Source organism: Sporosarcina sp. QA0331 (assembly GCF_055808055.1).
In genome coordinates this window covers 1,452,007-1,478,819 of record NZ_CM147850.1, presented here as the reverse complement: position 1 = coordinate 1,478,819, position 26,813 = coordinate 1,452,007, and the positions used below count along the sequence as shown (strand labels likewise).

Below are 26,813 nucleotides of genomic sequence, written 5' to 3'. Positions count from 1 at the left end.
TTCCTATCCCTCCCCCTTCGTCATTTAACGTATTCAGCCACCCGGTCTCTTCCCGCCTGCTTCGCACCTATATATAATGCACGGTCCGCATTGCGAAGCAGATTCATCGCTTCGTCCGTATCCGTTGGTGCGTTCGCAACGCCGACGCTTGATGTGATCGATACTTTCACCGGATATTTATCATCACCCAAATCGGGAATGATTGTAAATGCATGCTCTCGTATGAGCAATCTAAGTTGTTCAGCAAATTCAACTGCTTCCGCTTTCGAAAAGCCCGGCAATATATAGACGAACTCTTCCCCTCCATAGCGCCCGATTGTTCCAAGGTCCGGTAAGTTTTTCTCCAAGATTCTTGCAAATCCATATAAAATATCGTTGCCGCTTTGATGGCCGAATGTGTCGTTCACTTTTTTAAAATGATCAATATCAAGCATGACGACGGATAAATCATCGATATCTCCCAAGCGCATCCGTTCCATTTCAAAGTGCAGCTTTTCTTCCAAGTAGCGATAATTGTACAGCTTCGTCAATGCGCATCTTTCGCTTCTTTGCAATGCCTCTTGTACATATCGAGCCTTCTCTAAAGAAACAATATAATATGATCCGAGCAAATCCAAAATCTTCAGCTGGTAATCTCCAAAAGCAGATTTCCTATTGGATCCTAATAGAAGAACGCCATTTGTTTTGTCGTTATGCGCCAATGGGATACAAAGAACACTTTCCAAGTCTTCTAAAAGCGAAGTTGTCGCATATTGCTCCCAGTCTTTTCTCTTCGAATAGATGACCGGTTCCTTTTTCTCCAACACCATCCCTGCAATCCCTTCCCCGATTTGGACAGTTTGATATGGCCGATCGACAAAATGCCTTCCTTCATACCATTTCTCCAGTTCCAGCCATTGATCATGATTCGTGAAAAGTAATGCATAATCTGCCTTGAATAATTCACTCGTCTTCGTAATGAACTGCGTTGTCACTGTCTCTTCGTCCGTCATGACAGAAAGTTCACTTCCGATTTTGCCAGCTTTCTTAATATATTCATTAATTTTTTCAGAACGCCCATACAAGCGAATAATCGTTATCGTCATAAAAAAAGGAAAACCTAGCAGTAAGAAAGATGCGATGCCAACCATGTTCAGCATTAAATAAAATGTTAAAGCCAATGGCAAAATGAGAATGAGCGTCGAATACTCAAAAAGCAGATCTTTTTTCGTATAAGGATTCTTTGCCCCCCTCATCTTAAAATATGTATTCAACAAGCCAATATTTGCTGTTGTATGGACAAGCCGATATACCGCCACGCCTATTAGAAGTGGCCAAAAGTCCATCGAACCAGTTGTGCCGCCGACTACGTTAAATGCGCCCGCAGCGACAATCGATAAAATGAACATCATGATGGAATTCAGGAAAAATCGATGTGATTGCTTCTGGTACCTTTTTGTTACAAAGAGGCTTGCGAGAATAGACAACTGCATAACGACCATTTCAATCGCAATTCCATACATGAGGAAAACAGGTAATGTGACCCACATGACTAACGTGACAGGTTGTCCATTCCTTTTGATTGGGAATAGAGCAGTTAACACACCAAAAATAATAAAAAGCATCAAGTAGACAACATTGATGCTTTCAGGCATCCGGGTTAGAAGGAAATAAGCAATTCCAGGTGGAACGATGAGCAACCAAGTAATAAAAAGTAAGATTGTAGACCACTTTTTTTCAGACACCGTTCATTCACCCCTTAAAAAATATATGAAATACATGCGAAATGATATGGTGTTGTCCAAATTGAAAGTGATCATGTCTTATAGGTGAACCTAGTTCAAAAGACTACTGACCAAATAAAGCGAACCTGCGACTATTATCTTCCTATCATTTCCCTTTCTTAGTATTATAGTATCATCAAAATGTTTTGTCACCCTTTTTCTATTATACTGACAACTAGACATTAATTCCTCTCCAGTGGCAGCTTGTGGATGAGGAAACGTGACGAAAGTAAAGGAAGCCGCTACAGGAATCAACTCATCTAATGTTTTCTTTATATCTTTTGTTTTCAACATGCCGATGACAAAGTCGACTTTTTCTCCGGGAAACTCAGATTTGATCGTCTCAGCAAGCATTTTAGCGGCAGCGGGGTTATGCGCTCCATCTATAACAACCCCGTCGGCGATTTCTTGGAACCGATACGGCAAAGAAGCCGTCGCCACGCCCTTTGCAAGAAGTTCAACATCCACTTCCAGTCCTGCTTGCAGCAACGACTCAATTGCAAGTGCCGCGTTGACAGTTTGATGAGGTCCTTTCAGCCTACGTTCACGGATTGGCACTCGAATTGATTTCCCGATTAACTCTTCATCATTCGTTGTGAAATCATCTCCGTAAGCAATAACTTCACTGTTCGTCTCCTCCGCTTTCATTCGAACGACGTTCATAGCCTCTTTTGGAAGCGGACCAATGACTACAGTCGTATTTTCTTTAATAATCCCCGCCTTATGTCCAGTTATCTCCTCAATCGTTCCACCAAGAAAACCGATATGGTCAAGCGCAATTGATGTAATGACTGATACGAGCGGCGAAACGACATTCGTGCTGTCTAAACTGCCCCCCATCCCGCATTCGAGCAAGATATAATCAGGAGCTAACCGTTCGAAAGTAAGGAATGCCGCAACTGTCAACAATTCAAAATCGGTCAACGTTCCGCTCAATCCTGACTCTTTCATTTTGAGGAACGTCTCGTCCATCTCTTCCGGACTGATCGGGAGTCCATTTATACGAATTTGGTCATGCACATCTACCAACGCCGGTGACGAGAAGACGCCTGTCGAAAATCCATGCTCTTTTAAGATGGATTCCATGAAAGCGATCGTGGAGCCTTTTCCGTTTGTTCCCGCCACATGAATGACATGTAGGCCCTTTTCTGGGTTCCCAACCTTTCGAAGTGCTGCACGGATGCTATCAAGACCCGGTTTTATTTCAACATCACTAACTATGCCAAATCGCTCTTTATATTCATCAAATTTTGGAATCAATTCACTCGCCCCTTATGGTAAAATCAGCTTAGAAATAGTATATCACGGCCGGAGGGAACGAAATGAAAAATTGTTGGGTCATCTATAATGGGAGTTTGACGAGCGATAAATTTCGCGATCAGGCGGAACTTTTACGAGACGCCGCCGAACGGGCAGGTGTCAACGCTACCCTGAAAAAGAACTACGAAGTGCTTATGGCCCTTAATGAAAAGCTGGAAGTCCGACCTGACTTTGTCGTCTTTCTTGATAAAGATATCCTGCTGGCCACATTTTTGAAAAATGCTGGTATCCCTGTCTTTAATGACCCCGAAGTAATTGAGACATGTGATAACAAAGCGAAGCAATACATACAACTGGCAAAGAATGATATTCCAATGCCCGAAACAATCATCGCGCCGAAAGTGTATCCGAATTTCACAATTGAAGGATCGGGCTATTATGAAAAGGTTCTTGAAAAACTAGGTTTGCCGATGATTATTAAAGAAGGCCACGGTTCATTCGGCATGAAAGTGTATTTGATTGAAACAGAAGAGCATTTCTTTACAAAAGTAGATGAATTGCGTGGAGTCGATTATGTATTTCAGCAGTTTATTGCGACGAGCAGAGGACGAGACATCCGTGTAAATATTGTTGGCGGCGAAATTGTCGCGGCGATGTATCGGTCTTCTGAAACGGATTTTCGAGCAAATATTACAAACGGCGGAGTGGCTAGTATGATTGACCTAACTCCCGAGCAGGAACAATTGGCGATACGCGCGGCTGATGCGGTGAGTGCAGAATTTGCGGGTGTCGATCTTTTGTTTGGAGAAAATGAAGCACCACTCGTCTGCGAAGTGAATGCCGCAGCGCATATCCGCAATATTTATAACGTGACGGGCATCAACGTAGCGGACAAGATGATTGATTACATTTTAGGTAAGCTTACATGAAAGGGCATGTTTATTACACATTAGAGGAAGCGGAACGCAATCGCGGATTTATCGATGATTTAATGATACATGCAACGAAGATGGATATTGCATTGACGTTGCTAATTGATGAGGAAGAGCCGGATGATGATTCCGATTTCATTTTATTCCGAGACAGAAATCGTGAGCTTTCGGAAAAATGGGAGTCTGCAGGATTCCGGATGATCAACCGGTCGGAAGTGAACAAAATCGCAAATGATAAGTTGAAAACTTATGAACTAGCTTCGTTGTTAGGGGTTCCTGCAGTTCCAACAAAAAGGGCTAGCTCTTTACTAAACATTCCCCCTTACCCTGTTGTGTTGAAAACAATTGATGGACATGGGGGCAGCGAAGTTTTTCTTTGCCATACAAAGAATGAAGCAAAAGAATTTTTCGCTCGATTCGAAGGTAGACGGACAATTGTACAGCCATATATCGAATCGGAATCTGCGGACGTCCGTGTTTTTATGCTCGGTAAGGAAGTGTTAGGAGCTGTCAAACGAATTGGAAATGACTCCTTCAAGTCGAATTTTACCCTTGGCGGGACTGTGGAGAAATACACTCTTTCGTCTTGGCAGGAAAAAGAGGCCTGTAGGATAGCACAAGCGTTAAAAAGCGATTATATAGGCATCGACTTTTTGTTATTGCCTGACGGAGGTTGGATGTTGAATGAGATTGAAGACCCGGTTGGCGCAAGATCCCTTTACATGACGCATGATTTTTCAGTTGCTGAGAAAGTGCTGGAGTATGTGAAGAGTGAATTGTATAGGTTATAAGCGCTTTTTGAGATTTTTGAGCACTTTGTCGATTTTATGAGTGCTTTTCGCGATTTATGAGCACTTGCGCGATTTTATGAGCGTTTAGCAAGATTTATGAGCGCTCGCAAAAAAAAAGAGTTGGTCAACTCCACTGCTGGAGGACCAACTCTTTTTCTTAATTAAATCTCTTTTAATTCTTCAATACGGCGTTCAACTGCCGCTTTCTTCTCCAAGTAATCCTTCTCTTTCGCACGCTCTTCTGCAACTACTGCTTCAGGAGCTTTTGAAATGAATCGCTCATTGGAAAGTTTCCCTTGAACACGTTTCACTTCGCTTTCCCATTTCGCCAATTCCTTCTTCAATCGCTCGATCTCTTCATCAAGATTCAACAATCCTTCGAGCGGCAAGAACAATTCAGCCCCCGTAATGACAGCTGACATCGATTTGCCTGGCGCTGCAATACCAACTCCGATTTCGAGTGTTTCCGGATTACAGAAACGTTCGATATAGCTGCGGTTCGCTTCCAAAACAGAAACAGTTGCTTCATCTTTCGCAGAAATATAAAGCGGTACTTTTTTGCTCATCGGCGTATTCACTTCAGCACGAATATTACGTACTGCGTGGATAAGGTCTACGAGCAGCTTCATATCAGATGCTTTTTCTGTATCTGTCAATGCAGGATCAGCTGTTGGCCAAGCAGCAACCGTAATCGACTCCCCTTCATGCGGAAGGTTCTGCCAGATTTCCTCCGTAATGAACGGCATTAATGGATGCAAGAGGCGCATCGTGTTATCGAGGACGTATGCAAGAACCGAACGTGTCGTTTTCTTCGCTGTTTCGTCTTCACCGTACAACGGCAATTTCGCCATTTCGATATACCAGTCACAGAAATCATCCCAAATGAAATTGTACAGCGCACGGCCGACTTCGCCGAATTCGTATTTCTCGGCAAGCTTCGTTACTTGTTCGATCGTTTCATTCAATCTTGTCAAAATCCATGCATCTGCTACAGATTTCTTACCTGACAGATCGATTTCTTCATACGTCATGCCATCCATATTCATCAAAGCGAAACGTGAAGCATTCCAAATTTTATTCGCAAAGTTCCAGATTGCTTCAACTTTTTCAGTTGAATAGCGTAAATCTTGACCTGGCGATGAACCAGTCGCTAAGAAATAACGCAATGCGTCCGCTCCATATTTGTCAATCACTTCCATCGGATCGATTCCGTTGCCGAGTGATTTCGACATCTTCCGGCCATCTTCTGCACGGACAAGACCGTGGATGAGTACATCTTTGAATGGTCGTTGATCAGTGAATTCGATGCCTTGGAAGATCATCCGGGATACCCAGAAGAAAATGATATCGTAACCAGTTACGAGCGCATCTGTCGGATAATAACGTTTGAATTCTTCATTGTCCAGATCCGGCCAGCCCATCGTCGAAAACGGCCATAATGCAGACGAGAACCATGTGTCAAGAACATCTTCGTCTTGGTTCCAGTTTTCGAGATCTTCAGGCGCTTCGTGTCCAACGTACACTTCGCCTGTCTCTTTATGGTACCAAGCAGGAATGCGATGTCCCCACCAAAGCTGACGAGAAATACACCAGTCATGGATGTTTTCCATCCAGTTCAAATAGGTCTTTTCAAAGCGTTCCGGAACGAAGTTGACTTTTCCTTCGGATTGCTGAAGTTTGATTGCTTCTTCTGCTAGCGGCGCCATTTTAACGAACCATTGCGTTGACAAATATGGTTCGACGACAGCTCCACTACGTTCAGAATGCCCAACAGAATGCAAGTGATCTTCGATTTTGAATAAAACATCGAGATCCTGTAAATCTTTGACGATTGCTTTTCGGCATTCGAAGCGATCCATCCCTTCGTACTTGCCTGCAAGTTGGTTCATGCTGCCGTCTTCATTCATAACAAGAACGCGAGGCAAGTTATGGCGATTGCCGATTTCAAAGTCATTCGGGTCATGTGCCGGTGTAATTTTTACTGCACCGCTTCCAAATTCCATGTCGACATAATCATCTGCAACAATCGGAATTTCCCGTCCGACAATTGGCAATGTAACCGTTTTGCCGATTAAATGCTTATAACGATCGTCTTCCGGATGTACTGCTACCGCAGTATCGCCAAGCATTGTTTCAGGACGCGTCGTTGCAATTTCGATGCTTCCCGTTCCGTCAGCGAGTGGATAGCGCATATGATAGAATGCACCCTGAACATCCTTATGGATAACTTCGATATCTGATAGCGCAGTTTTCGTTGCCGGATCCCAGTTGATAATATACTCACCACGATAAATAAAGCCTTTTTCGTAAAGTTTTACGAAAACTTCGCGGACAGCTTTTGACAATCCTTCATCTAACGTGAAGCGTTCTCTTGAATAATCAAGTGCTAGACCTAATTTCGACCATTGCGCACGGATATGGCCAGCGTATTCATCTTTCCATTTCCATGTTTCCTCTAGGAATTTTTCACGTCCAAGATCGTAACGGGATTTTCCTTCTTCACGAAGTTTTTCTTCAACCTTTGCTTGTGTCGCGATACCCGCATGGTCCATTCCTGGAAGCCATAAAGCATCATAACCTTGCATCCGCTTCATACGGATAAGAATATCTTGCAACGTCGTATCCCAAGCATGCCCTAAATGGAGCTTTCCTGTAACATTCGGCGGTGGAATGACAATCGTGTACGGTTCTTTCCCGCTTTTAGGCTGTGCTTCGAAGTATTTCCCTTTCAGCCACCATTCGTAACGACCCGCTTCAATCGATTGCGGCTCATATTTCGTTGGCATTGACAAGTTTTCTGTTGACATATGAACTCCTCCTCTTTACTTGCACGTACTGCTTTTAAAAGTGAATACAAAAAAACTCCATTCGTCAAAAAGGACGAAGGAGTTATCCGTGGTACCACCTTTATTCACGCAAACTAAAAAAATGTTTGCGCCTCAATAATAAATAACGGTTTCAAACCGGCTTCCGCTACTCAAAATTCACGGAAACTGCTCCTGGGTGACTTTCTGTAAATTCATTTATAGGCCCTCTCACCGACGGCGCCCTCTCTTGGATAAATGAAACTTACGTACTTTCCCGATCAAAGCATCATTATATAGTTATGAGTATTATATTCGATTAGAGGAGATTTCGTCAAGTAAATATGAAAGGAAGGTAATTATGAGAAAGGGATATAATCCTTATTTATTGCCCCCGTGGCTACGGAAGACAAGGTTTTATTGCAAAGGTATCATCATCCCAATCGCTGTTTTTCAGCTCATTAGGGTTTTAATCGTCCCTACCACGGGTGATTTCCTCCTATTATGCACGCTTATAGGTTTAACTTTCCTCCTTTACAAAGATATCATTTGAGCGGAATCTTGTCGTCGTCCATTCATCCGGCAACGTTGCGATGTATGACAGCATATCATCATGGTCATTCCACGAGCTGCTGTCATGCATTGCAGTTGTCTGCAGAACTTGGACAGGCTCAGCTGCTGCCCGACTTTGTACAGCCTGCGCTGTTCGAGGTTCGGAAACTTGAACGACTTGTTCCTGCTCTTGCATCCCTGCTGCGACTTTTTCCTTTGGTGTTTCTTGAACTGCTACAGCTTCCGTCTTCTCTTCTACGGATTCTGCTTCTTTATTCGCTTCTGATAAAGATTTGTTGTTGGCAGTCTGCACATTGGAAGTTTCGTTGGAGGCAGTTTCATTACTTGTGTTTGCCGCTTGTTCATTACTTGCAGTTCCCTCGGTCGAATCCTCTCCATACGTACAGTTCACATTCCAAGCAACTGTGAAGGAACCTTGTCCGTCAAATGTTGTTTTGACATCAGTCGCTTCAATATGCAATGGATGTTCAACTTCTGGAGGCAAATCGATATATAAAGGCACCGCATATTCGAAATAGCCCGTTTCTCCCTCAAGCTCCACATCATCTACAAATACAGCGTCTGATGGAAGTGTCTCACCCCGCTCTCCTTCGGTGAAATCGACCTTGGCGGCGATATGATAAATTCCAGAAAGCCGGACCGCATCTTCAGATCGCTTTTCAGTAAATCCTGCTTTCACTTTAACTAAACGTGCATCCTTTGGCACTCCGACGTTTTCAGGAAAATAAAAGACTTCTTCCATATTCCATTGTAGCTTTTTCATTCCATTTCCCTCCCCGGTTTCATTCACTTGCCATTATATGCATCGAGAAGGATAGGTAGAATAAAAAACCACCCAAGTCGATCGACAACGGGTGGTGTGGGATTATCGCGCCAATTGGGCGAATACTTTATGGAATGCTTGGACGGTTTGTTCAATATGCGCTTCCGTGTGAGTTGCTGATAAGAACATGCCTTCAAATTGGGAAGGCGGCAGGAAAATGCCTTCTTCCGCCATAAGACGGAAGTATTCTGCAAACAGTTCCAAGTCGGATGTTTTCGCTTGGTCATAATTGTATACTTTTTCATTTGTGAAGAAAAAGCCGATCATAGAGCCAGCACGGTTCACAGTATGCGGGATATTGTATTTCGTCGCAGCTTCACGGAAGCCAGCCTCCAACTGATCACCAAGCTTTTTGAAATGGTCGTATGAAGCAGGAGTCAATTTTTTCAACGTCTCAATGCCTGCTGTCATTGCCATCGGATTTCCGGATAATGTCCCTGCTTGATAAACAGTTCCTGCAGGTGCGACATTTTCCATAATTTCTCGCTTACCGCCATATGCGCCGACAGGAAGTCCGCCGCCGATCACTTTGCCGAGGCAAGTGAGATCCGGTGTAATTCCGAAATAACCTTGCGCACAATTATAATCAACACGGAAGCCCGTCATCACTTCATCAAAAATAAGCAATGTGCCGTTCTTCTCGGTCAATTCACGCAACCCTTCAAGGAAGCCTGGCTCTGGTGGTACAACTCCCATATTACCTGCAACCGGTTCGACAATGACACCTGCTATATCATCACCGAACTGTTCGAATGCAGTCCGTACGCCATCCATATCGTTATACGCCACTGTAATCGTGTTCTTCGCAATGCCTTCAGGAACTCCTGGGCTATCCGGCAAACCTAGCGTAGCGACGCCAGATCCTGCTTTAATGAGAAGTGAATCGCCATGGCCGTGGTAACAGCCTTCAAATTTCAAAATCTTGTTGCGGCCTGTATATCCGCGAGCTAAACGCAATGCGCTCATTGTCGCTTCTGTACCTGAAGAAACCATGCGGACAACCTCGATGGAAGGAACACGGTCAATTACAATTTGCGCAAGTTCATTTTCCAACAATGTCGGCGCTCCGAAACTTGTACCTGTCTCAGCCACTTTCTTGATGCTCTCAACGACATCTGGATCGGCATGCCCTAAAATCAACGGACCCCATGAAAGGACGTAGTCGATGTACTCATTGCCATCGATATCTTTAATGATCGGCCCTTTTCCGCTTTCCATGAAAATCGGATCCATGTTGACCGATTTGAAAGCGCGGACAGGAGAGTTTACACCACCTGGCATTAACTTTACTGCTTCCTCGAACGCTTGCTTAGATTTTTCATAACTTTTTCCCATTCATTTTCCCTCCAGCCAACGCGCTGCGTCTTTTGCATGGTATGTCATAATAAGATCCGCACCTGCGCGTTTCATACTTGTCAATGTTTCCAATACAATCTCTTTTTCATTGATCCAGCCATTTTGTGCAGCTGCCTTCACCATCGAATACTCACCGCTCACATTGTATGCGACGACAGGAAGAAGGACGTTGTTTTTTACATCACGCATAATATCTAAATAGGACAAAGCAGGTTTAACAATTAGGAAGTCCGCGCCTTCCATAACATCAGACTCCGCCTCGCGAAGTGCTTCCATCCGGTTGGCAGGATCCATTTGATACGTTTTACGGTCGCCGAATTGCGGAGCTGAATCAGCAGCATCACGGAATGGTCCGTAGTAAGCTGAAGAATATTTAACCGCATATGACATGATCGGCACATTTTCAAAACCAGCTTCATCAAGAGCTTCCCTAATGGCGATAACAAATCCGTCCATCATATTGGAAGGAGCGATAATATCTGCTCCCGCTTTTGCTTGGCTGACCGCAGTTTTTGCCAACAGTTCAAGCGATGGATCATTCAATACGTCTGAGCCATGAACGACTCCGCAGTGCCCATGATCCGTATACTCACAAAGGCAAGTGTCGGCAATGACAACTAACGATGGATGCTTCTCTTTGATAAGACGAGTCGCGCGCTGTACAATCCCTTCATCATCAAAAGCTCCTGTGCCAGTCGCATCTTTCTCTGCAGGAATGCCGAATAGGATGACGGAAGGGATGCCTAATGAAACGACTTCCTCCACTTCCTCCATCAAACGATCAAGTGACAATTGGTAAATACCCGGCATCGAGCTGATTTCATTTTTCACATTTTCGCCTTCGATGACGAACATCGGATAAATAAAATCCTCTTTATGCAAAATTGTTTCCCTTACCATCGATCGCATTGTTGCTGAGTTGCGCAGTCGACGATTACGTCGGAATTGTAGTTGAGTCATTGGATATCTTCCTTTCGTTTCGCCAAAGCTATGACGAGTTCCTTAAGAGTATAAATTTCAGGCTTTACATCCACTTCTGCCCCTGCATCAAGTAAAGCTTTTTCAGTGACATGTCCGATCGCTCCGAGCGTATAGCCTTTCCAACCGACAACGGGAACGACGCCTTCTTGAAAAACGCGCACCGCCGAGGGGCTGGCGAATAAAACAGTGTTGTTTTTCTCGGTTTTCAATATCTCGATAATTGAATCTACCGAATCCAATTTGGCATCTGTTTCATAGACTGTCCATTCTTCCACTTGAAACGGTAGTTCTTCACGGATGATGCTGCCCGCTAAGTTTCCTTTTAAAAACAACACACGCAGCTTTCTGTTTTCCGTAGGCTTGAATTGCTTGACGAAAACGTCGGCACTGAAAATGGACGGAATAAATTCCACCGTAAAGCCGATCTTCTCTAACGCTGCCGCGGTCTGTGTACCGACAGCAGCAATTTTGGATGGAAACTGTTGAGATGTTACATCGAAGCGTTTCATTTTTGAATGGAATGCTTTCACAGCACTTTGGCTTGTGAAAATTAACCAATCAAATTCTTTACATCTTTTCAGTTCAAATTCATCAGTCCGCTCTTCAATTTCATTCACTTGAATGAGCGGCAAGGAGTATGGGATGCCTCCGTATTCCTTAACAAGATCGAAAACTTCCAGTGATTTCGGTGTCCCTGTGAAAATTACAGATTCACCTTTCAAAGGCAAATCAGGCATCCATTTCCGCCTTCACTTTCTCAATCACTTCTGCAGCCCCTTCGGCACGTAGAGTGGACGCGACAGATTTGCCTACCTCGATCGGATTTGTACCGCGAACCGTCTTTTTGAAGACTTGTTTTGCATCCGGCGAAGCGATAAACCCTGTAAACTCGATTTCCTCGCCATCATGAACAGCAAATCCTGCAATCGGAACTTGGCAAGAGCCGTCCATTTCGGATAGAAAAGTTCTTTCCGCATCAACTTCAAGCCATGTCTTATCGTCGGAAACTTTTTTCAGTTCGGCAAGCAGTTCTTCATCATCGTTTCTGCATTCAATCGCAAGCGCTCCTTGGCCAACTGCGGGAATACAGTCTTCGATGGACATATATTCAGTAACGATATCGTCGCTCCACCCCATCCGCTTCAAGCCTGCGGCAGCTAGCAGAATCGCATCATATTCTCCATCTTGCATTTTCTTCAATCGGGTATCGATATTGCCTCGTATCCATTTAATTTCAAGATCTGGACGTAGCATGAGCAGCTGTGAGCTGCGGCGCAAACTAGAAGTTCCAACGACTGCCCCTACCGGCAAGTCCATGAATTTCACATGACCTTTTGAAATGAATGCATCACGAGCATCAACCCGCGGCGGGATACATCCGATTGTTAGCCCTTCAGGCAAAACAGCTGGCATATCCTTCATACTATGGACAGCAAAGTCGATCTCTTTGTCGAATAACGCTTGCTGGATCTCCTTGACGAATAAGCCTTTGCCTCCCACCTTTGAGAGCATTACATCGAGGATCTTATCCCCCTTTGTCACAATTTCCTTTACTTCAAATTCAAAAGGCGCACCCGCTGCTTTCATTTGGTCGATAAACCAATTCGTTTGTGTTAGAGCGAGCTTGCTCCTTCTCGATCCTACGATGATTTTTCTCAATATGATCTTCCTCCTATTGAAGTACTCTTAAAACTCAAATCCAAAAATGGAATTGCGATAATCTGCTTCCAAGAAAAAAGTTGACGATAACAAAAAGAAAAGCGAAGACGTTCGCCCAAGCAAAATCGTTCGCTGTCAGTCTACCTCTTCTTTGTAAAAACAATACTAAACTATAAAGGATAATGACGAGGAAAGACCCGATAATCTTCATGTCAGAAATCATCCAGTCATCCAACGCGACTGTCGCCCACTGAATCCCTAGCACAAGGCTGATGAACAATACCGGGATTCCCGTGTAAATAGATGCTTTCATCCCCGATAAAGATTGCTGCAGTGATGGGAGCCGTCCGAATTGCTTAGTCCACTTTTTCTTTTTCAACACTTTATAGACGAGCAAATAAAGAATTGCGAAAACGAAAGACATCGCGAATGCCGCATACGAAAGAATCGCAAATGTAATATGAATGAAAAGCAATTCTGAAATGAGCGATTCTCCGACAGGCGATTTTTCAATTTGTGTCGGCGTGAATGTATGGATTGTCATAAAAATAAATCCGATAACATTTAAAAAGAAAACAGCGAACCCAACCTTTGAAAACACTTGGAGGATTATCGATAACGATATGAGCAGCCAAGCATAGAAATAGATCCCTTCGTAAAGGGAAAGGACCGGGAATCGCTGTGTATCAATCACCCGCGCTATGAGGTAGCCGCTTTGCATCACATAGACGACCGATAAAATCCATAATGCACTGCGATGGGCGATTTTATTACTGTTCAAATAATCAATGAAGTAAAATACGAGGCTCACCGCATACAGGACGACGATTACTTCGTGGAATCTCGCCATAGTCATTTCGGCCATGATGCAACCTCTGCCTTTCGCAAGAATCTAAAACTAATTAATTACGCCTCGGCTAAATTAGGCGATTTGACAATGGATTGGGCTTTCGCATGGACGACTTCCTCTTCCGCGTCATCAGCCAATCCGAATATTTGCTTGAACAAGGTCAATTTTTCTGCTGCCTTTTCATCCAGTGCCAGCTCTTTAGCTTGCAAGATCGGATCTTTCAGCATTTGATTGACGATCGACTTCGTATGTTTGTTCAATAATTTCTTTTCACGTTCCGTTAAGTTCGGCATTTTATTTTCAATACTTGCCATTGTTTCCGCTTGGATTGAGAGTGCTTTTTCACGTAATGCAGAAATGAGCGGCACAACACCAAGCGTCGCAATCCATTCCTTGAAGTCGACAACTTCTTCTTCAATCATCAAACCTATTTCTTCCGCAGCGCGTTTACGCTCCGCCAAGTTCGCTTCGACGATTCCTTGCAAGTCATCAATGTCATAAAGGAAAACATTCGGCAAGTCGCCAATTCTAGGATCCAAGTCTCGAGGCACCGCGATATCGACCATGAAAATCGGCTTTCCTTTACGGAGCTTCTCGACGTATTGCATCAATTCGAAATCAATGACAAAATCGGTTGCACCCGTTGAGCTGATTAAAACATCGGCTTCCAATAACGTGCATTGTAATTCCTGCATTGGCTTCGCTACGCCTCCGAATTGCTTCGCCATTTCTTCCGCCTTCGACAATGTACGGTTGACGACTGTCACTTTTCCTGCTCCGCTGCCGTGCAAGTTTTTAATGGCCAATTCGCCCATCTTCCCTGCACCAAGAATGGCAATATGCTTATTATTCAATGAACCAAAGATTTTCTTGCCAAGCTCGACTGCGGCATAAGATACAGAAACAGCATTATCTGCGATAGCAGTTTCTGAATGTGCCCTTTTCGCAAGTGTAATCGACTTTTTGAACAATTCATTGAAGACTGTTCCTGTCGTTCCGATGTTTTGCCCTTCCAGGAAGCTGTTGCGTACTTGTCCTAAAATTTGCGTTTCACCTAGCACCATCGAATCGATGCCTGCTGATACACGCATTAAATGTTCAATAGCTGCATCATTTTCATAAATGAGCAAATGAGGGGATAATTCCTCAAGCTCCATGTCGAACCAATCCGCTAAAAACCGTTTTACATAATAACGGCCAGTATGGATTTGATCCGCCACTGCATATATTTCAGTACGATTGCACGTAGATATGATGACATTTTCCAAAATACTCTTCTCTTTTTGCAAAGCTTCCATAGCCTTTGGCAGTTCAGCCTCTACAAAAGATAATTTCTCCCTGATTTCTACTGGAGCTGTTCGGTGGTTGACACCGACCACGATAGTATACATAAGGTGTTCACACCTCTCCCGTTCTTTTTAACATATACGATTATAACATATCATGCTTTTTATAACGGACAATTTTGTGACTAACTCTTGAATTATCAACGGTTCATTCCCTGTTTTTGTAATAATTCTAATGTAATAAGGTTCGCTTAATCTAAAATCCGGATGAACGTAGATCTCATCCGGATTTCCATTACATTCTATTTTCTATTTCACGCCACGCCTCATCCATTCCAATCCCTTTTTCAGAAGAGAAAAGGACTAAAGGATCTCCAGCTCGCATATTCAATTCATTTCTCACGATTTTCTTATGTTTTTCCCATTTGCCTTTCGGAATTTTATCCGCTTTTGTCGCGATAACGATTGTAGGGATATCGTAATGACCTAAGAAGTCATACATAATACAATCATCAGCACTTGGTGGATGACGAAGATCAACGATAAGAACGACGGCGCGAAGTTGTTCACGTCCCGTTAAATACCTTTCAATCATCTTTCCCCAAGCTTCCCGTTCCGATTTCGATACTTTTGCATACCCATAGCCAGGTACATCGACGAAAAATAATTTTTCTTCGATTTTGTAAAAGTTCAACGTTTGGGTTTTACCCGGCTTCGAAGATGTACGAGCCAAGCTTTTTCTTCCGATCATTTTATTGATGAACGAAGATTTCCCAACGTTCGAACGGCCAGCCAGTGCAAATTCCGGGAAGCCGTCATCCGGGTATTGCTCAGGTTTTACTGCGCTCATAATCATTTCAACTTGATTGACTTTCATTCGGAAGCCTCCTCCAATGCGTACGCCAATACTTCCTCAGCATCTGAGACAAGCTTGAATGTAAGCTCATTACGCACACTTTCTGGTATATCTTCGATGTCTCTTTCGTTTGCAATTGGCAAAATAATTGTCGTCAAGCCTGCGCGATGTGCGCTTAAAGACTTTTCCTTCACTCCGCCGATTGGCAGCACTCTGCCACGGAGCGTGATTTCGCCTGTCATACCAACTTCCCGCCTGATCGGACGTTTTGTTAACGCCGAAACGAGGGCAGTCGCAATTGTCACTCCTGCAGATGGGCCATCTTTCGGGACAGCGCCTTCCGGAACGTGAATATGGATATCGTTCGATTCGTGGAAATTAGGATTAATATGAAAATCCACAGCCTTTGATCTAACATACGACAACGCAGTTTGCGCGGACTCCTTCATGACATCACCCAATTTACCCGTCAATATGAGTTTACCTTTGCCGGGAGACAATGAAACCTCGATTTGAAGTGTATCCCCTCCGACAGTCGTATATGCTAAACCAGTTGCAACACCGACCTGATTTTTCTTTTCTGCTTGTCCATAAGTGTGTCTTTTCTTGCCTAACAGTGCATCGAGAGTTTTTACGCTGACCGTAATACTTTTCTTTTCTCCGGTTACGATCTGCTTTGCCGCTCTCCTGCAAATCCTCGCAATTTCCCTCTCCAACCCCCGGACGCCGGCTTCACGTGTATAATAACGGACAATATTCCGGATTGCATCGTCGCTAAAACGGACTTGTGATTTTGTTAATCCGTGCTCTTTCAACTGTTTCGGAATAAGATGGTTTTTCGCAATAGACCGCTTTTCCAGTTCAGTATATCCCGGAATCGAAATGATTTCCATGCGGTCCCGTAAAGGTCCAGGAATGGAACTTAAATCATTGGAAGTAGCGATGAATAAAACATTCGACAAATCATATGGCTCTTCAATATAGTGATCGCTGAACGTCGAGTTCTGTTCAGGATCTAGAACTTCCAGCATGGCCGAGGACGGATCTCCTCTGAAGTCATTGGACATCTTATCTATTTCATCAAGCAGGAAAACAGGATTAATCTTGCCAGCTTTTTTCATACCTTGAATGATACGTCCTGGCATTGCACCGACATATGTACGACGATGCCCTCTTATTTCAGATTCATCACGTACGCCGCCAAGTGAAATCCGGACAAATTTACGGTCCAATGATTCTGCAATCGAACGAGCAAGTGAAGTTTTCCCGACCCCTGGTGGTCCATCAAGACATAGAATCGGTCCACGCAATGATTTCGTCATTTGGCGGACAGCAAGGTATTCCAAAATACGTTCCTTGACTGAATCAAGACCTTCATGGTCGCGGTTCAATATTTCCTCGGACCTTTTAATATCCAATTGATCCTTCGATGCATCAGACCATGGTAAAGCGATGAGCCAATCGATATAATTCCGGATCACTCCACTTTCAGCGGAGGCAGAGTGAGCCTTTTCATAGCGATCCAATTCCCTAAATGCTATTTGTTTCACATTTTCGGGCATGCCCGCTTCTTCAATTTTTTTCGTGAGCTCCACGACTTCAATACTTTTTCCATCTTTGTCGCCAAGTTCTTTCTGAATAGCTTTCATCTGCTCACGAAGATAAAATTCCTTCTGCGTCCGTTCCATCGCTTCTTTCACACGAGCGTTAATTTTCCGTTCCAACGCAAGGATCGCTTGTTCATCATGCAATTTATTGATCAGAAATTCCAAACGCTTTTTTACATCAGTAATTTCCAGTATTTCTTGTTTAGCAGATAATTTTAGTGGAAGATGGGAAGCGATCATATCTGCAAATCTGCCCGGCTCTTCAATTGTAGCAATGGAATCGAATGTCTCTTGTGACACCTTTGCTGAATAATTAGTGTAGTTCTCAAAATAAGGTAATAAAATCCGCATTAGGGCGATACATTCCGCATCCACTTCTGTATCATCAGGAATTCTTTTCACATCAACAACTGGGTAGAGATCCGCCTCTTCATAATTAGACCATTCCGCCCGTTCAATGCCTTCGATATAGAGACGGTACGTTCCATTGTTCAGTTCAGTCAATGACTTTACATAAGCCAAGAGACCAATTTGGTATAAGTCATTAGCTTCCGGATTTTCCACGCTCGTATCTTTCTGTGAAGCAAGCATGATGTAATTGCCGTTTGCAATTGCATGTTCTACCGCGAATACGGAGCGCTCTCTCCCGACGTCAATATGTAAAACCATCGTCGGGTAAACCAACATCCCGCGCAAAGGCAATAAAGGCACGTTCAGCTTTTCTTGATTTGGCATGCGGAAGTCACCTCCATAAGTTATGTATATCCATTATGTACAAATCATATAAGGTGGAAAAAGCCGACAACCGATGAGCGAATGTATCGCTCCGTCGGAGTCAGCTTTATCCCTCCAATTTTCAGGCCGTATTCTTCTCTTGATCGAGATCTAACTGTGTTCCATCTTCTCGATAAAGGATCGGACTTGACTTTTTCAGGACGGAATCTTTCGTAATGATACATTCTGTCACTTCATCAAGTGATGGAAGCTCATACATGATATCCAACATGATGTTTTCGATAATGGAACGCAATCCACGTGCGCCCGTCTTCCGTTCAATCGCTTCCTTGGCAATTTCCATAAGAGCATCCTCTTCAAAGCGCAATGTAACGCCATCCAATTCAACCATCTTCTGGTACTGTTTAACGATTGCATTTTTCGGAACTGTAAGGATTTGATAAAGAGTCGCTTCGTCCAATTGCTCTAATGTTGCAATAACTGGCAAACGGCCGATGAACTCTGGAATCAGTCCGAAACGTTGTAGATCTTCTGGAATCAGTTTTGAAAGCAAGGACGCTTCCTCTTTTAATTCCTCATCTGCATTCGTGCCAAAACCGATAACTTTTTGCCCTGTACGGCGTTTAATGATTTCTTCCATTCCATCGAATGCTCCGCCGACGATGAACAGGATATTAGTCGTATCGATTTGCAAGAATTCTTGGTGTGGATGTTTACGGCCGCCTTGCGGTGGAACGCTTGCAACCGTGCCTTCTAGAATTTTCAAGAGGGCTTGCTGTACACCTTCACCCGATACATCACGCGTAATCGATGCGTTTTCCGACTTACGGGCAACTTTATCGATTTCGTCAATATAGATGATCCCTTTTTCAGCACGTTCGATATCGAAATCTGCGGCTTGGATCAATTTCAATAAAATATTTTCAACGTCTTCACCGACATAACCCGCTTCTGTCAATGAAGTTGCGTCTGCAATAGCGAAAGGAACGTCGAGAATACGCGCCAATGTTTGCGCCAACAACGTTTTACCGCTACCAGTAGGTCCAATTAAGACGATATTCGATTTTGCAATTTCCACATCGTCAACCTTGCTATTTGTATTGATACGTTTGTAGTGGTTGTAAACTGCAACAGCCAATGATTTCTTAGCTCGATCTTGGCCGATAATATATTCATCTAAAATGCCTTGGATTTCACGTGGTTTCGGAACATCCTTCAGCTCGAAGTGTTCATCAAGGCCTACTTCTTCCTCGACGATTTCCGCACAAAGTTCAACACACTCATCACAAATATAAACACCCTGACCTGCAACGAGTTTTCGTACTTGGTCTTGGGTTTTACCACAAAAAGAACAACTTAAATTATCTTTTTCATCATTAAATTTGAACATCAAGCTCACCCCTATTCAAGTGACAATCTTACAAGATTCCCCCGTTTTTATCAACTATTTAGAACTGCTCTACTATGCTTTCCCAAAAATCCTCGCCTATGAAAAACAAGGCACGGAAACCCGCACCTTGTATTTTTCATTACCCATTATTCAGTGACTTTTGCATTTTCAACTAGGAATTCAACTGTCTTGTTGAAACGCAAGTCGTTTTCAAGTACTCTTGTTCCGCCTAGTGTTTGTTTAATTTGGTCAACTTCCATACCAAATTGTTCAGACATTTTTTCAAGCTCAGCATTGATTTCCTCTTCAGTCACTTCGATACCCTCAGCAGCGCCGATTGCTTCAAGCGTCAAGGAAACACGGACACGGCTAAGTGCATCGTCTCTCATTTGCGCGCGCAATGCAGCTTCATCTTGACCTGAGAATTGGAAGTACAAGTCAAGGTTCATGCCTTGCATTTGTAGACGTTGTCCAAACTCATCCATCATGCGGTCCACTTCGGAATCAATCATTACTTCAGGGATATCGATTTCAGCGTTTCTTGCTGCAGCTTCTACAAGATCGTCACGCATTGCTGTTTCAGATGCGCCTTTCTTATCTTGTTCAGTCTGTTCTTTCATTTTTGTGCGAAGTTCTTCAAGGCTCTCGACACTCTCATCGATTTCCTTTGCAAGCTCATCATCAAGCTCTGGAACTTCCTTCGATTTGATTTCATGTACTTTTACTTTAAATACAGCAGGTTTTCCAGCCAATTCTGTTGCATGGTACTCTTCAGGGAAAGTGACTTCAACGTCTTTTTCTTCGCCTTGTTTCATACCGACGACTTGCTCTTCGAATCCTGGGATGAATGAACCAGAACCGATTTCAAGGTCGTATCCTTCAGCTTTACCGCCTTCGAACGCTTCGCCATCGACGAATCCTTCGAAGTCGAGGTTGACAGTATCGCCGTTTTCAACAGCGCCGTCTTCCTTTACAACCATTTCAGCTAATGCTGTCTGGCGATCTTTTAATTGCTGTTCGATTTCTTCGTCTGTCACTTCAGTTTCCTGACGTGTCACTTCTAGGCCTTTATAGTCTCCAAGCTTCACTTCTGGCTTCAATGTGACATGTGCTTTGAATACTAAAGCTTTGCCTTTTTCCATTTCATCGATTTCGATTTCTGGTTGAGCGATCGGCTCTACGTCAGCTTCGTCAAGAGCGTTTGAATACGCTTCTGGAAGGATGATATCTAGAGCATCGTTATAAAGCGCTTCTACACCATACATTCTTTCGAACATTTTGCGAGGCATTTTTCCTTTACGGAAGCCAGGCGCTTGAACTTTCTTTACAACTTTCTTGAATGCTTCGTCGATTGCTGCGTCTACTGTTTCAGCAGGAACTTCAACTGTAAGCGTCCCTTTATTTCCTTCTTCTTTTTCCCATTTAACAGACATGTTAATACCTCCGAATCATAATGACCAATATATTTTCTCACGTTTATACGCTATTTACAACCATTACAGTATATCATAGACTTTCGATCTTTCAACAGATTTCCTGCATATCATCTATCTGTCTGTTCATCGACAGATCTGATCAAAGAATTCAATTCCGTGTCAGTAACCGGCTCACCAGTGAACATGCTTTCTATGTATTCTGTATACGCATCGGCAACTTCACAAGCTGTAAATCCATCCCAACAAAAAGGATAGGCAATGATTCCATAACGCAGACTTGCATCAATCGCCATTTGCATCCTAGTTGGGTCTTTCTCAAATAGCTCTCCTATCTGATTCACTACATCAATCGAACGTTCATCTTGACTCGGAAGTTCGAGATCTGCAGGAATGACAGTTTTTGAATACCCAAATTTCCGGACTGTCACTTCCTTTTCAAATCCTGAATCACGTAGAAGAACAAGTGCATATGTTTTGACGATCGGATGCAAGTTTTCCGTTCCGACAATTTGCGCTAGGAGTTTTTTGATAGTCTGATCTAACTCGCTATTTTCAAAAACTGCAAGCATTTTCTGCTGTGTTTCAGTTGTTTCTTGCACGAATTCATCTAATGTGAACAAGTCATGTTTTTTGGGTTCTCTTTCTTCACGTATATATCTATAGGAGAGTCTTTTATTCAAGTCCCGTAAATAGTTGAATTTCTTCACTGTGTCGGGTGGGACGATACCTTCATCTAGGAGAGTTTCAATCGTCATTTCGACTTCTTCGTAATCCTGAAGTTGAATACTAATTGCTAAATACAATTCCATGGCGTCAAGATAATCCGTCGTTCCGCTATGTAATAGTTTTGTTGCCACTTCTTTCGCCAATGGGAAGTTTTTTGTTTCGTACAATGAAACTGCGTAAGGCGCCAATAATCGGGTGTTGTCAGGGTCGAAATGGTACGCCTGTCCGAACGCTTCAACAGCTTCCGCGTAGTCGGTATCTTCTACTGCATCCAATCCTTTTTCGATCAGCCGTTCCAAGGCACCAGGAAACACGACGATGTTATCCTTTTTAATTAGCCTTCCATATCTATGCCTCACTGGATTCACCTTCTTTCATCCATCCACTATAACATATAGCATTTTCCAACCGGAAATGAATTATTCACTTCAGATTATATAAGTATGTATTAAAAAGTTGACAACAAAGTCGTTCATACAACTTTTTTGTCAACCCAATTTTAATTAGAGTAAGTCCTATATGTGTTCCGACCGTTTTCTTTCGCTTTGTATAATGCACTGTCTGCATTTCCAATTAATTCATCCATTGAAATGCCGTCTTTTGGGTACGCCGCGATGCCAATACTTGAAGTCGTTGTAAATGAGTGTTCTCCGATTTGCCATAATTCCTGCAAGCTATCTAAAATTCGTTTTCCAATCGTTATCGCTTCATTTTCATCCGTATTAGGAAGAAGGACGAGAAATTCGTCTCCGCCTTGACGAACAAATACATCACTTTCACGAAGCGAAAGTCTAACCTTTTTAGAAAACTGTTTCAACAACTCATCACCGACGGAATGGCCAAGTTGATCATTCACCCATTTAAATTCATCAATATCCATATATAACAAAGTACATTTTTCTTTATTCCGTTTAGCTTCTTTCAATGTTTGGCGCATGATTTCTTGGAATAGTCTCCGATTCGGCAATCCTGTCAATTCGTCATGGAATGCCATTTGCGTCAATTTTTCACGCATCATCTTTTTTTCTTCGATGACACGGGAGACGACCAGTACAAAACCTTCACCCTTTTCTTCATCTACAAAATAAGATCCTTTCGCTTCAAGCCATATCCATTCTTTCTTTTTATGTTCATACCTAAACTCCATATCAGCAGAGCCTTTTGAACGGAATAAAGAAAAGAACAACTTTTTGACCTCTGGTAGATCTTCCGGATGGATTATATTGAAGGCATTTTTCCTATCATAGTATTCCAATGGAAATCCTAAAACCCGAGTTGTGGAAGGCGATGCATAGATGATGACTCCTTTTGCATCTACAATTGTGACGAGATCCGTCATGTTTTCGGCAATTAAACGATATTTTTCTTCACTGCGTATCAATGCCTCTTCGTATCGTTTTCTCTCGGAAATATCACGTGAGATTCCTGAAAATGCGATAACATTGCCTTGGTCATCATGAAGGGGAGATAACGTAATACTGACAGGTATCAATGTGCCATCCTTTTTATAACAATCCACTTCCAACCCTTTAATGCTTAGGCCTTTCAATACAAGTGCACGGTCTCTTTTCACTTGTTCCATTCGTTCCACTGGGATTGTCGGCATCGGTTTCCCTACTATTTCTTCCTCTTTCCATCCATACATTTCCTCAAAGGCTTTATTCACCTGCAAGACATTGCCATCCAAATCGATAATATCCATCGCTTCTGCCGACGACTCGTAAAAGAACCCTAATTGTTGTGCTGTTTTTTGCAATGCATTCTTCGTTTCAACGAGTTCGGTAACATCATTAACGATAATCATTATATTTTTCGTTTTCTGTGTATTAATAAATAACGGTATATTTTTCACTTGCAAATGAAGTGACTTCCCCTTTTTATCGTAGGCACTCACGCTATAGGAACAATATTCCCCGTTCATTGTTTTAGCGAAAAAGTGAGCTGCTTCATCCATGAATTTTGGGTCAATAATCTTTCGTAAGTTAATGTCTTCCCATTCGGAAGAAGAGTAGCCAAATAAGTCCGTAGCTGCTGAATTTACATAAAACATTTTTCCTTTTTCTCCTATTAGAAAGATAGGATCGGGACTATGAATTAACATGGATTGATACATTTCATTCGGAATCCCTTTAATTAAACTTTCCATTTGTATTACTCCTTCTATTAATGACTACGTGACTATGGCTGGTAAAAAGGACTGTATTACATGACAAATAATAAGCAGGGAGGAGTTATACCATAACCTCTTCCCTGCCTTTATTTTCGACATATTGAGCCGTCCTTTTACTGTTTGTTAGTAATACTTTATATTATATACATACCCATCTTTCCACTTCTATCAACCTTTATTTCTAAGAAATTTATCAATCATTCCACTCGTAACACCACGGATAGTCTATAACACCTATTATCGTTTTTTTGTTAGGCTGTTTGACCCTATCGAAAAGTGGGTATATAAGCCATAGAGGGGTGAGTGTCATAAAAGCATTATATTTATTGGAAATTGAAATTCAAAAATTACAGAGGGATGTCATGAGATGTCCTGATAGATTAAGATCAATTATATATTCTGATATACGGTTGCTTAAAAATGCAATCGAGCTTTGCAACAATGAAAGTAATGAAATGTATTGTTAAACGAAAATAAGGATGGCATTTACCTTCGACTTTACTAAGGTTAATGCCATCCTTATATATATCATTAAAAGTCATATTCTTCGTCTTTTTTCGCACGGATGAACTCATAAGCTTCGACTGTCATAACCGTATCTTCGACTAACCGGTCTAAACGGAAAAGAATATCATCATTCACGATTTCTTTACGTGAAAAATCTTTCTCCTCAATAAATACAAACGTTAGAACGTTGTGAGCTTTCATATACGCTAAAATTGGTTTTAATTGTTGCTCGACCATTAAATAATGCTTGGCTGTACCGGCTGTCACAATTGTGATTTCAACCTTGCTAGTTGCTTGTGCAATAGCACCAAGCACGACAGTATGGGCTTGTGTTGTAAAGTATGTTTGATGACTTTCTCCGACGCCAAACACATCAATCCCTGCTTGTTCTGCCAATTTGCTCGCTAATCAATGAAGAAACAGCGGACGCCCGTACTATACTGGCGATCCGCTGTTTATTATTTCTCCCAAATCTCAATCCATCTTCCTTCTGGATCAGAAATCCAAACAAATGTCCCATACTCACTTTTTTCAGGTTCTTTTACAAGTGGTACTCCAATTTTCTCGAAGTGCTCCAGCCACCCCTCAATGTTTTCGACTTGGAAATTAAACATAACGGGCTGTTCTACTGGAAAATAACTACTCCCCTCTTCGAAAAGAGAAAATACCGTTTCGTTATCTGCATCCGGTTTTATAATACTGCCATTCCAATCATTCATTGAAATCTGAAGTGTTTCTTCATACCATTTTTTTAATACATATATATCCTTAGATCTCAAAAAGACCCCACCAAAACCTCTAATTTTCATTTTACTAACCCCTATTCATAAATAATGTATACCTGCTGCTTTGTTTGCATCACCCGCCGCAATCTCACTTGTATTTCCATTGTACTTATCGAATAACGTAAATACAACTTCCTAACAATCAAACAAAGAACGACCGGAAACATTGATATAACAAAGTTTCCAGTCGTTCTTTTGTATTTAATTACTGCTTGTACAATTAAATTGATTCACCAACCGGGTCCACCGGTGTATGTTTGCTATTGTCTTCTGTTCGGAAGCGACCTTCCCACTTAGCCATAACCACTGTAGCCAATGCATTCCCAAGAACGTTAACTACTGTACGTCCCATATCGAGCAGTCGGTCAACACCAGCGATGAATGCAAGTCCTTCTAAAGGAATTCCTACTGTGCCAAGCGTTGCAAGCAATACTACGAAGGAAACGCCAGGTACACCAGCAATACCATTAGAAGTAACCATCAGTACTAAAACTAATGTGACCTGTTCCATAACGCTCAAATCGATGCCATACATTTGGGCGATAAAGATCGCTGCAAGTGCCTGGTATAATGTCGAGCCATCCAAGTTGAAGGAGTAACCTGTAGGTATAACAAACGACACGATGTCTTTCGGAGAACCGAATTTCTGCATTTTCTCCATAAGCTTCGGCAAAACAGTTTCAGAACTGGATGTCGAATAAGCTAAAATAAGTTCATCTTTCAACAGTTTAATAATGCTGAAGATACTTGAACCAACAATCTTCGCAATTCCGCCTAGTATGACGATGACAAAGAAAATCATAGTTGCGTACACAAGAATCATCAATTTACCGAGCGGCACTAATGATTCGAGTCCAAATTTCGAAACAGTTACACCGATCAAACCAAATACACCGATCGGAGCAAATTTCATAATCAGGTTTGTTACCCAGAACATCGCATCTGCAGTACCTTGGAAAAAGGCAAGTACAGGCTTTCCACGTTCCCCAATGGAAGCGACTCCTAATCCGAATAATACGGAGAAAAAGATAACTGCAAGCATATCAGCCGATGCCATCGACTGAATAATGTTGCTTGGAACGATGCCGACTAGGACATCCATAAATCCTTCGTTTTGGACACTTTCAGTCGTTTGGACATATGAGTCAATATCGCCTTTTGCCAATGTCGACATATCAATGCCTTCACCTGGTTTGAAAATATTTGCTGCAGATAAACCAACGATAATCGCGACTAATGAAACAACTTGGAAATAGATCATTGTCTTTCCGCCAAGTTTGCCTAATTGTTTCAAATCGCCAGTACCTGCAACCCCAACGATCAACGTCGAGACGATGATTGGCACAACAATCATTTTAATCATATTAATAAAGATTGTACCTAGCGGCTGTAAATACGTTTCTATTCCGGGGTGGCCATAAAAGATTGCCCCAACGATAATCCCTGCTATTAATCCGATAAGTATTTGATAAGCTAATGGAATTCTAAATTTCTTTTTCATCTAGTTGCCTCCCTCTTTTGCC

The 26,813-nt window shown here is 42.5% G+C and carries 20 protein-coding genes, 2 pseudogenes and 1 other annotated feature; of the genes and pseudogenes, 2 read left to right on the top strand and 20 right to left on the bottom strand.

The features are described from left to right. Window positions 1–20: 20 nt before the first annotated feature. On the bottom strand, window positions 21–1,724 hold the full coding sequence (locus AC0L13_RS07125) for a sensor domain-containing diguanylate cyclase (protein ID WP_473645345.1): 1,704 nt from the start codon (window positions 1,722–1,724) through the stop codon (window positions 21–23). Window positions 1,725–1,814: 90 nt separating this feature from the next. Continuing rightward, complete coding sequence (locus AC0L13_RS07120; RefSeq protein ID WP_473645343.1) at window positions 1,815–3,023, bottom strand: bifunctional folylpolyglutamate synthase/dihydrofolate synthase; 1,209 nt, start codon at window positions 3,021–3,023, stop codon at window positions 1,815–1,817. Window positions 3,024–3,085: 62 nt separating this feature from the next. Between AC0L13_RS07120 and AC0L13_RS07115 the strand changes: the two genes are divergently transcribed. Beyond that, on the top strand, window positions 3,086–3,952 hold the full coding sequence (locus AC0L13_RS07115) for an ATP-grasp domain-containing protein (RefSeq protein ID WP_473645341.1): 867 nt from the start codon (window positions 3,086–3,088) through the stop codon (window positions 3,950–3,952). After that, on the top strand, window positions 3,949–4,746 hold the full coding sequence (locus AC0L13_RS07110; RefSeq protein WP_473645339.1) for an ATP-grasp domain-containing protein: 798 nt from the start codon (window positions 3,949–3,951) through the stop codon (window positions 4,744–4,746). The genes AC0L13_RS07115 and AC0L13_RS07110 overlap by 4 nt, the downstream gene beginning before the upstream one ends. 161 nt (window positions 4,747–4,907) lie before the next feature. On the opposite strand, the gene AC0L13_RS07105 is transcribed toward AC0L13_RS07110, so the two are convergent. The 18 genes and pseudogenes from AC0L13_RS07105 to AC0L13_RS07020 all read right to left on the bottom strand — a co-directional run bounded on the left by AC0L13_RS07105 (window position 4,908) and on the right by AC0L13_RS07020 (window position 26,791). Next, window positions 4,908–7,553, bottom strand: a complete 2,646-nt coding sequence (locus AC0L13_RS07105; RefSeq protein ID WP_473645337.1) for a valine--tRNA ligase — start codon at window positions 7,551–7,553, stop codon at window positions 4,908–4,910. Window positions 7,554–7,619: 66 nt separating this feature from the next. Beyond that, window positions 7,620–7,844 (bottom strand) — a binding site (T-box leader). Between the two features lie 226 nt (window positions 7,845–8,070). Next, window positions 8,071–8,886, bottom strand: a complete 816-nt coding sequence (locus tag AC0L13_RS07100; protein WP_473645336.1) for a hypothetical protein — start codon at window positions 8,884–8,886, stop codon at window positions 8,071–8,073. Between the two features lie 102 nt (window positions 8,887–8,988). Then, on the bottom strand, window positions 8,989–10,281 hold the full coding sequence (gene hemL / locus AC0L13_RS07095; RefSeq protein WP_473645334.1) for a glutamate-1-semialdehyde 2,1-aminomutase: 1,293 nt from the start codon (window positions 10,279–10,281) through the stop codon (window positions 8,989–8,991). Then, window positions 10,282–11,262, bottom strand: a complete 981-nt coding sequence (hemB, locus tag AC0L13_RS07090; protein WP_473645333.1) for a porphobilinogen synthase — start codon at window positions 11,260–11,262, stop codon at window positions 10,282–10,284. After that, window positions 11,259–12,020, bottom strand: a complete 762-nt coding sequence (locus AC0L13_RS07085; RefSeq protein ID WP_473645330.1) for a uroporphyrinogen-III synthase — start codon at window positions 12,018–12,020, stop codon at window positions 11,259–11,261. Before AC0L13_RS07085 ends, hemB begins: the two co-directional genes overlap by 4 nt. Beyond that, window positions 12,013–12,942 (bottom strand): hydroxymethylbilane synthase, encoded by a 930-nt coding sequence (hemC, locus tag AC0L13_RS07080; RefSeq protein WP_473645328.1) that lies wholly within the window; start codon window positions 12,940–12,942, stop codon window positions 12,013–12,015. Before hemC ends, AC0L13_RS07085 begins: the two co-directional genes overlap by 8 nt. Before the next feature lie 34 nt (window positions 12,943–12,976). Next, on the bottom strand, window positions 12,977–13,807 hold the full coding sequence (ccsA, locus tag AC0L13_RS07075) for a cytochrome c biogenesis protein CcsA (protein ID WP_473645326.1): 831 nt from the start codon (window positions 13,805–13,807) through the stop codon (window positions 12,977–12,979). A gap of 41 nt (window positions 13,808–13,848) precedes the next feature. Continuing rightward, a complete protein-coding gene (hemA, locus tag AC0L13_RS07070; RefSeq protein WP_473645324.1) occupies window positions 13,849–15,183 on the bottom strand; it encodes a glutamyl-tRNA reductase in 1,335 nt (444 codons plus the stop codon). Window positions 15,184–15,373: 190 nt separating this feature from the next. Next, window positions 15,374–15,955 (bottom strand): ribosome biogenesis GTP-binding protein YihA/YsxC, encoded by a 582-nt coding sequence (yihA, locus tag AC0L13_RS07065; RefSeq protein ID WP_473645321.1) that lies wholly within the window; start codon window positions 15,953–15,955, stop codon window positions 15,374–15,376. Then, window positions 15,952–18,276: an endopeptidase La gene (lon, locus tag AC0L13_RS07060; RefSeq protein WP_473645320.1), complete on the bottom strand. Its 2,325-nt coding sequence runs from the start codon at window positions 18,274–18,276 to the stop codon at window positions 15,952–15,954. The genes yihA and lon overlap by 4 nt, the downstream gene beginning before the upstream one ends. Before the next feature lie 121 nt (window positions 18,277–18,397). Continuing rightward, the gene (gene clpX, locus AC0L13_RS07055) at window positions 18,398–19,666 is read right to left on the bottom strand and encodes an ATP-dependent protease ATP-binding subunit ClpX (RefSeq protein WP_473645318.1); all 1,269 of its coding nucleotides are present in this window, start codon (window positions 19,664–19,666) and stop codon (window positions 18,398–18,400) included. A gap of 146 nt (window positions 19,667–19,812) precedes the next feature. Further along, window positions 19,813–21,099 (bottom strand): trigger factor, encoded by a 1,287-nt coding sequence (gene tig / locus AC0L13_RS07050; protein WP_473645317.1) that lies wholly within the window; start codon window positions 21,097–21,099, stop codon window positions 19,813–19,815. Between the two features lie 110 nt (window positions 21,100–21,209). Continuing rightward, a complete protein-coding gene (locus tag AC0L13_RS07045) occupies window positions 21,210–22,187 on the bottom strand; it encodes a tetratricopeptide repeat protein (RefSeq protein WP_473645315.1) in 978 nt (325 codons plus the stop codon). Between the two features lie 140 nt (window positions 22,188–22,327). Further along, a complete protein-coding gene (locus AC0L13_RS07040) occupies window positions 22,328–23,974 on the bottom strand; it encodes a sensor domain-containing protein (protein ID WP_473645313.1) in 1,647 nt (548 codons plus the stop codon). A 555-nt stretch (window positions 23,975–24,529) separates the two neighbouring features. Beyond that, window positions 24,530–24,790 (bottom strand): annotated as a pseudogene (locus AC0L13_RS07035) (FMN reductase); the annotation flags it as partial. Then, window positions 24,776–24,910, bottom strand: a pseudogene (locus tag AC0L13_RS07030) (LLM class flavin-dependent oxidoreductase); the annotation flags it as partial. The pseudogenes AC0L13_RS07035 and AC0L13_RS07030, both read right to left, overlap by 15 nt. A 53-nt stretch (window positions 24,911–24,963) precedes the next feature. After that, window positions 24,964–25,314 (bottom strand): VOC family protein, encoded by a 351-nt coding sequence (locus AC0L13_RS07025; RefSeq protein WP_473645312.1) that lies wholly within the window; start codon window positions 25,312–25,314, stop codon window positions 24,964–24,966. A 196-nt stretch (window positions 25,315–25,510) separates the two neighbouring features. Then, window positions 25,511–26,791: a cation:dicarboxylate symporter family transporter gene (locus AC0L13_RS07020; protein WP_473645310.1), complete on the bottom strand. Its 1,281-nt coding sequence runs from the start codon at window positions 26,789–26,791 to the stop codon at window positions 25,511–25,513. Between the last annotated feature and the right edge of the window lie 22 nt (window positions 26,792–26,813).

Excerpts from the sequence above, each read along its gene's own strand:
- AC0L13_RS07085 (WP_473645330.1), bottom strand. The coding sequence starts at position 12,020 with ATGCCTGATTTGCCTTTGAAAGGTGAATCTGTAATTTTCACAGGGACA.
- yihA (WP_473645321.1), bottom strand. The coding sequence starts at position 15,955 with ATGAAAGTCAATCAAGTTGAAATGATTATGAGCGCAGTAAAACCTGAG.
- ccsA (WP_473645326.1), bottom strand. The coding sequence starts at position 13,807 with ATGGCCGAAATGACTATGGCGAGATTCCACGAAGTAATCGTCGTCCTG.
- AC0L13_RS07100 (WP_473645336.1), bottom strand. The coding sequence starts at position 8,886 with ATGAAAAAGCTACAATGGAATATGGAAGAAGTCTTTTATTTTCCTGAA.
- hemL (WP_473645334.1), bottom strand. The coding sequence starts at position 10,281 with ATGGGAAAAAGTTATGAAAAATCTAAGCAAGCGTTCGAGGAAGCAGTA.
- lon (WP_473645320.1), bottom strand. The coding sequence starts at position 18,276 with ATGCCAAATCAAGAAAAGCTGAACGTGCCTTTATTGCCTTTGCGCGGG.
- clpX (WP_473645318.1), bottom strand. The coding sequence starts at position 19,666 with ATGTTCAAATTTAATGATGAAAAAGATAATTTAAGTTGTTCTTTTTGT.
- hemA (WP_473645324.1), bottom strand. The coding sequence starts at position 15,183 with ATGTATACTATCGTGGTCGGTGTCAACCACCGAACAGCTCCAGTAGAA.
- tig (WP_473645317.1), bottom strand. The coding sequence starts at position 21,099 with ATGTCTGTTAAATGGGAAAAAGAAGAAGGAAATAAAGGGACGCTTACA.
- AC0L13_RS07020 (WP_473645310.1), bottom strand. The coding sequence starts at position 26,791 with ATGAAAAAGAAATTTAGAATTCCATTAGCTTATCAAATACTTATCGGA.
- hemB (WP_473645333.1), bottom strand. The coding sequence starts at position 11,262 with ATGACTCAACTACAATTCCGACGTAATCGTCGACTGCGCAACTCAGCA.
- AC0L13_RS07115 (WP_473645341.1), top strand. The coding sequence starts at position 3,086 with ATGAAAAATTGTTGGGTCATCTATAATGGGAGTTTGACGAGCGATAAA.
- AC0L13_RS07105 (WP_473645337.1), bottom strand. The coding sequence starts at position 7,553 with ATGTCAACAGAAAACTTGTCAATGCCAACGAAATATGAGCCGCAATCG.
- AC0L13_RS07040 (WP_473645313.1), bottom strand. The coding sequence starts at position 23,974 with ATGGAAAGTTTAATTAAAGGGATTCCGAATGAAATGTATCAATCCATG.
- AC0L13_RS07025 (WP_473645312.1), bottom strand. The coding sequence starts at position 25,314 with ATGAAAATTAGAGGTTTTGGTGGGGTCTTTTTGAGATCTAAGGATATA.
- AC0L13_RS07110 (WP_473645339.1), top strand. The coding sequence starts at position 3,949 with ATGAAAGGGCATGTTTATTACACATTAGAGGAAGCGGAACGCAATCGC.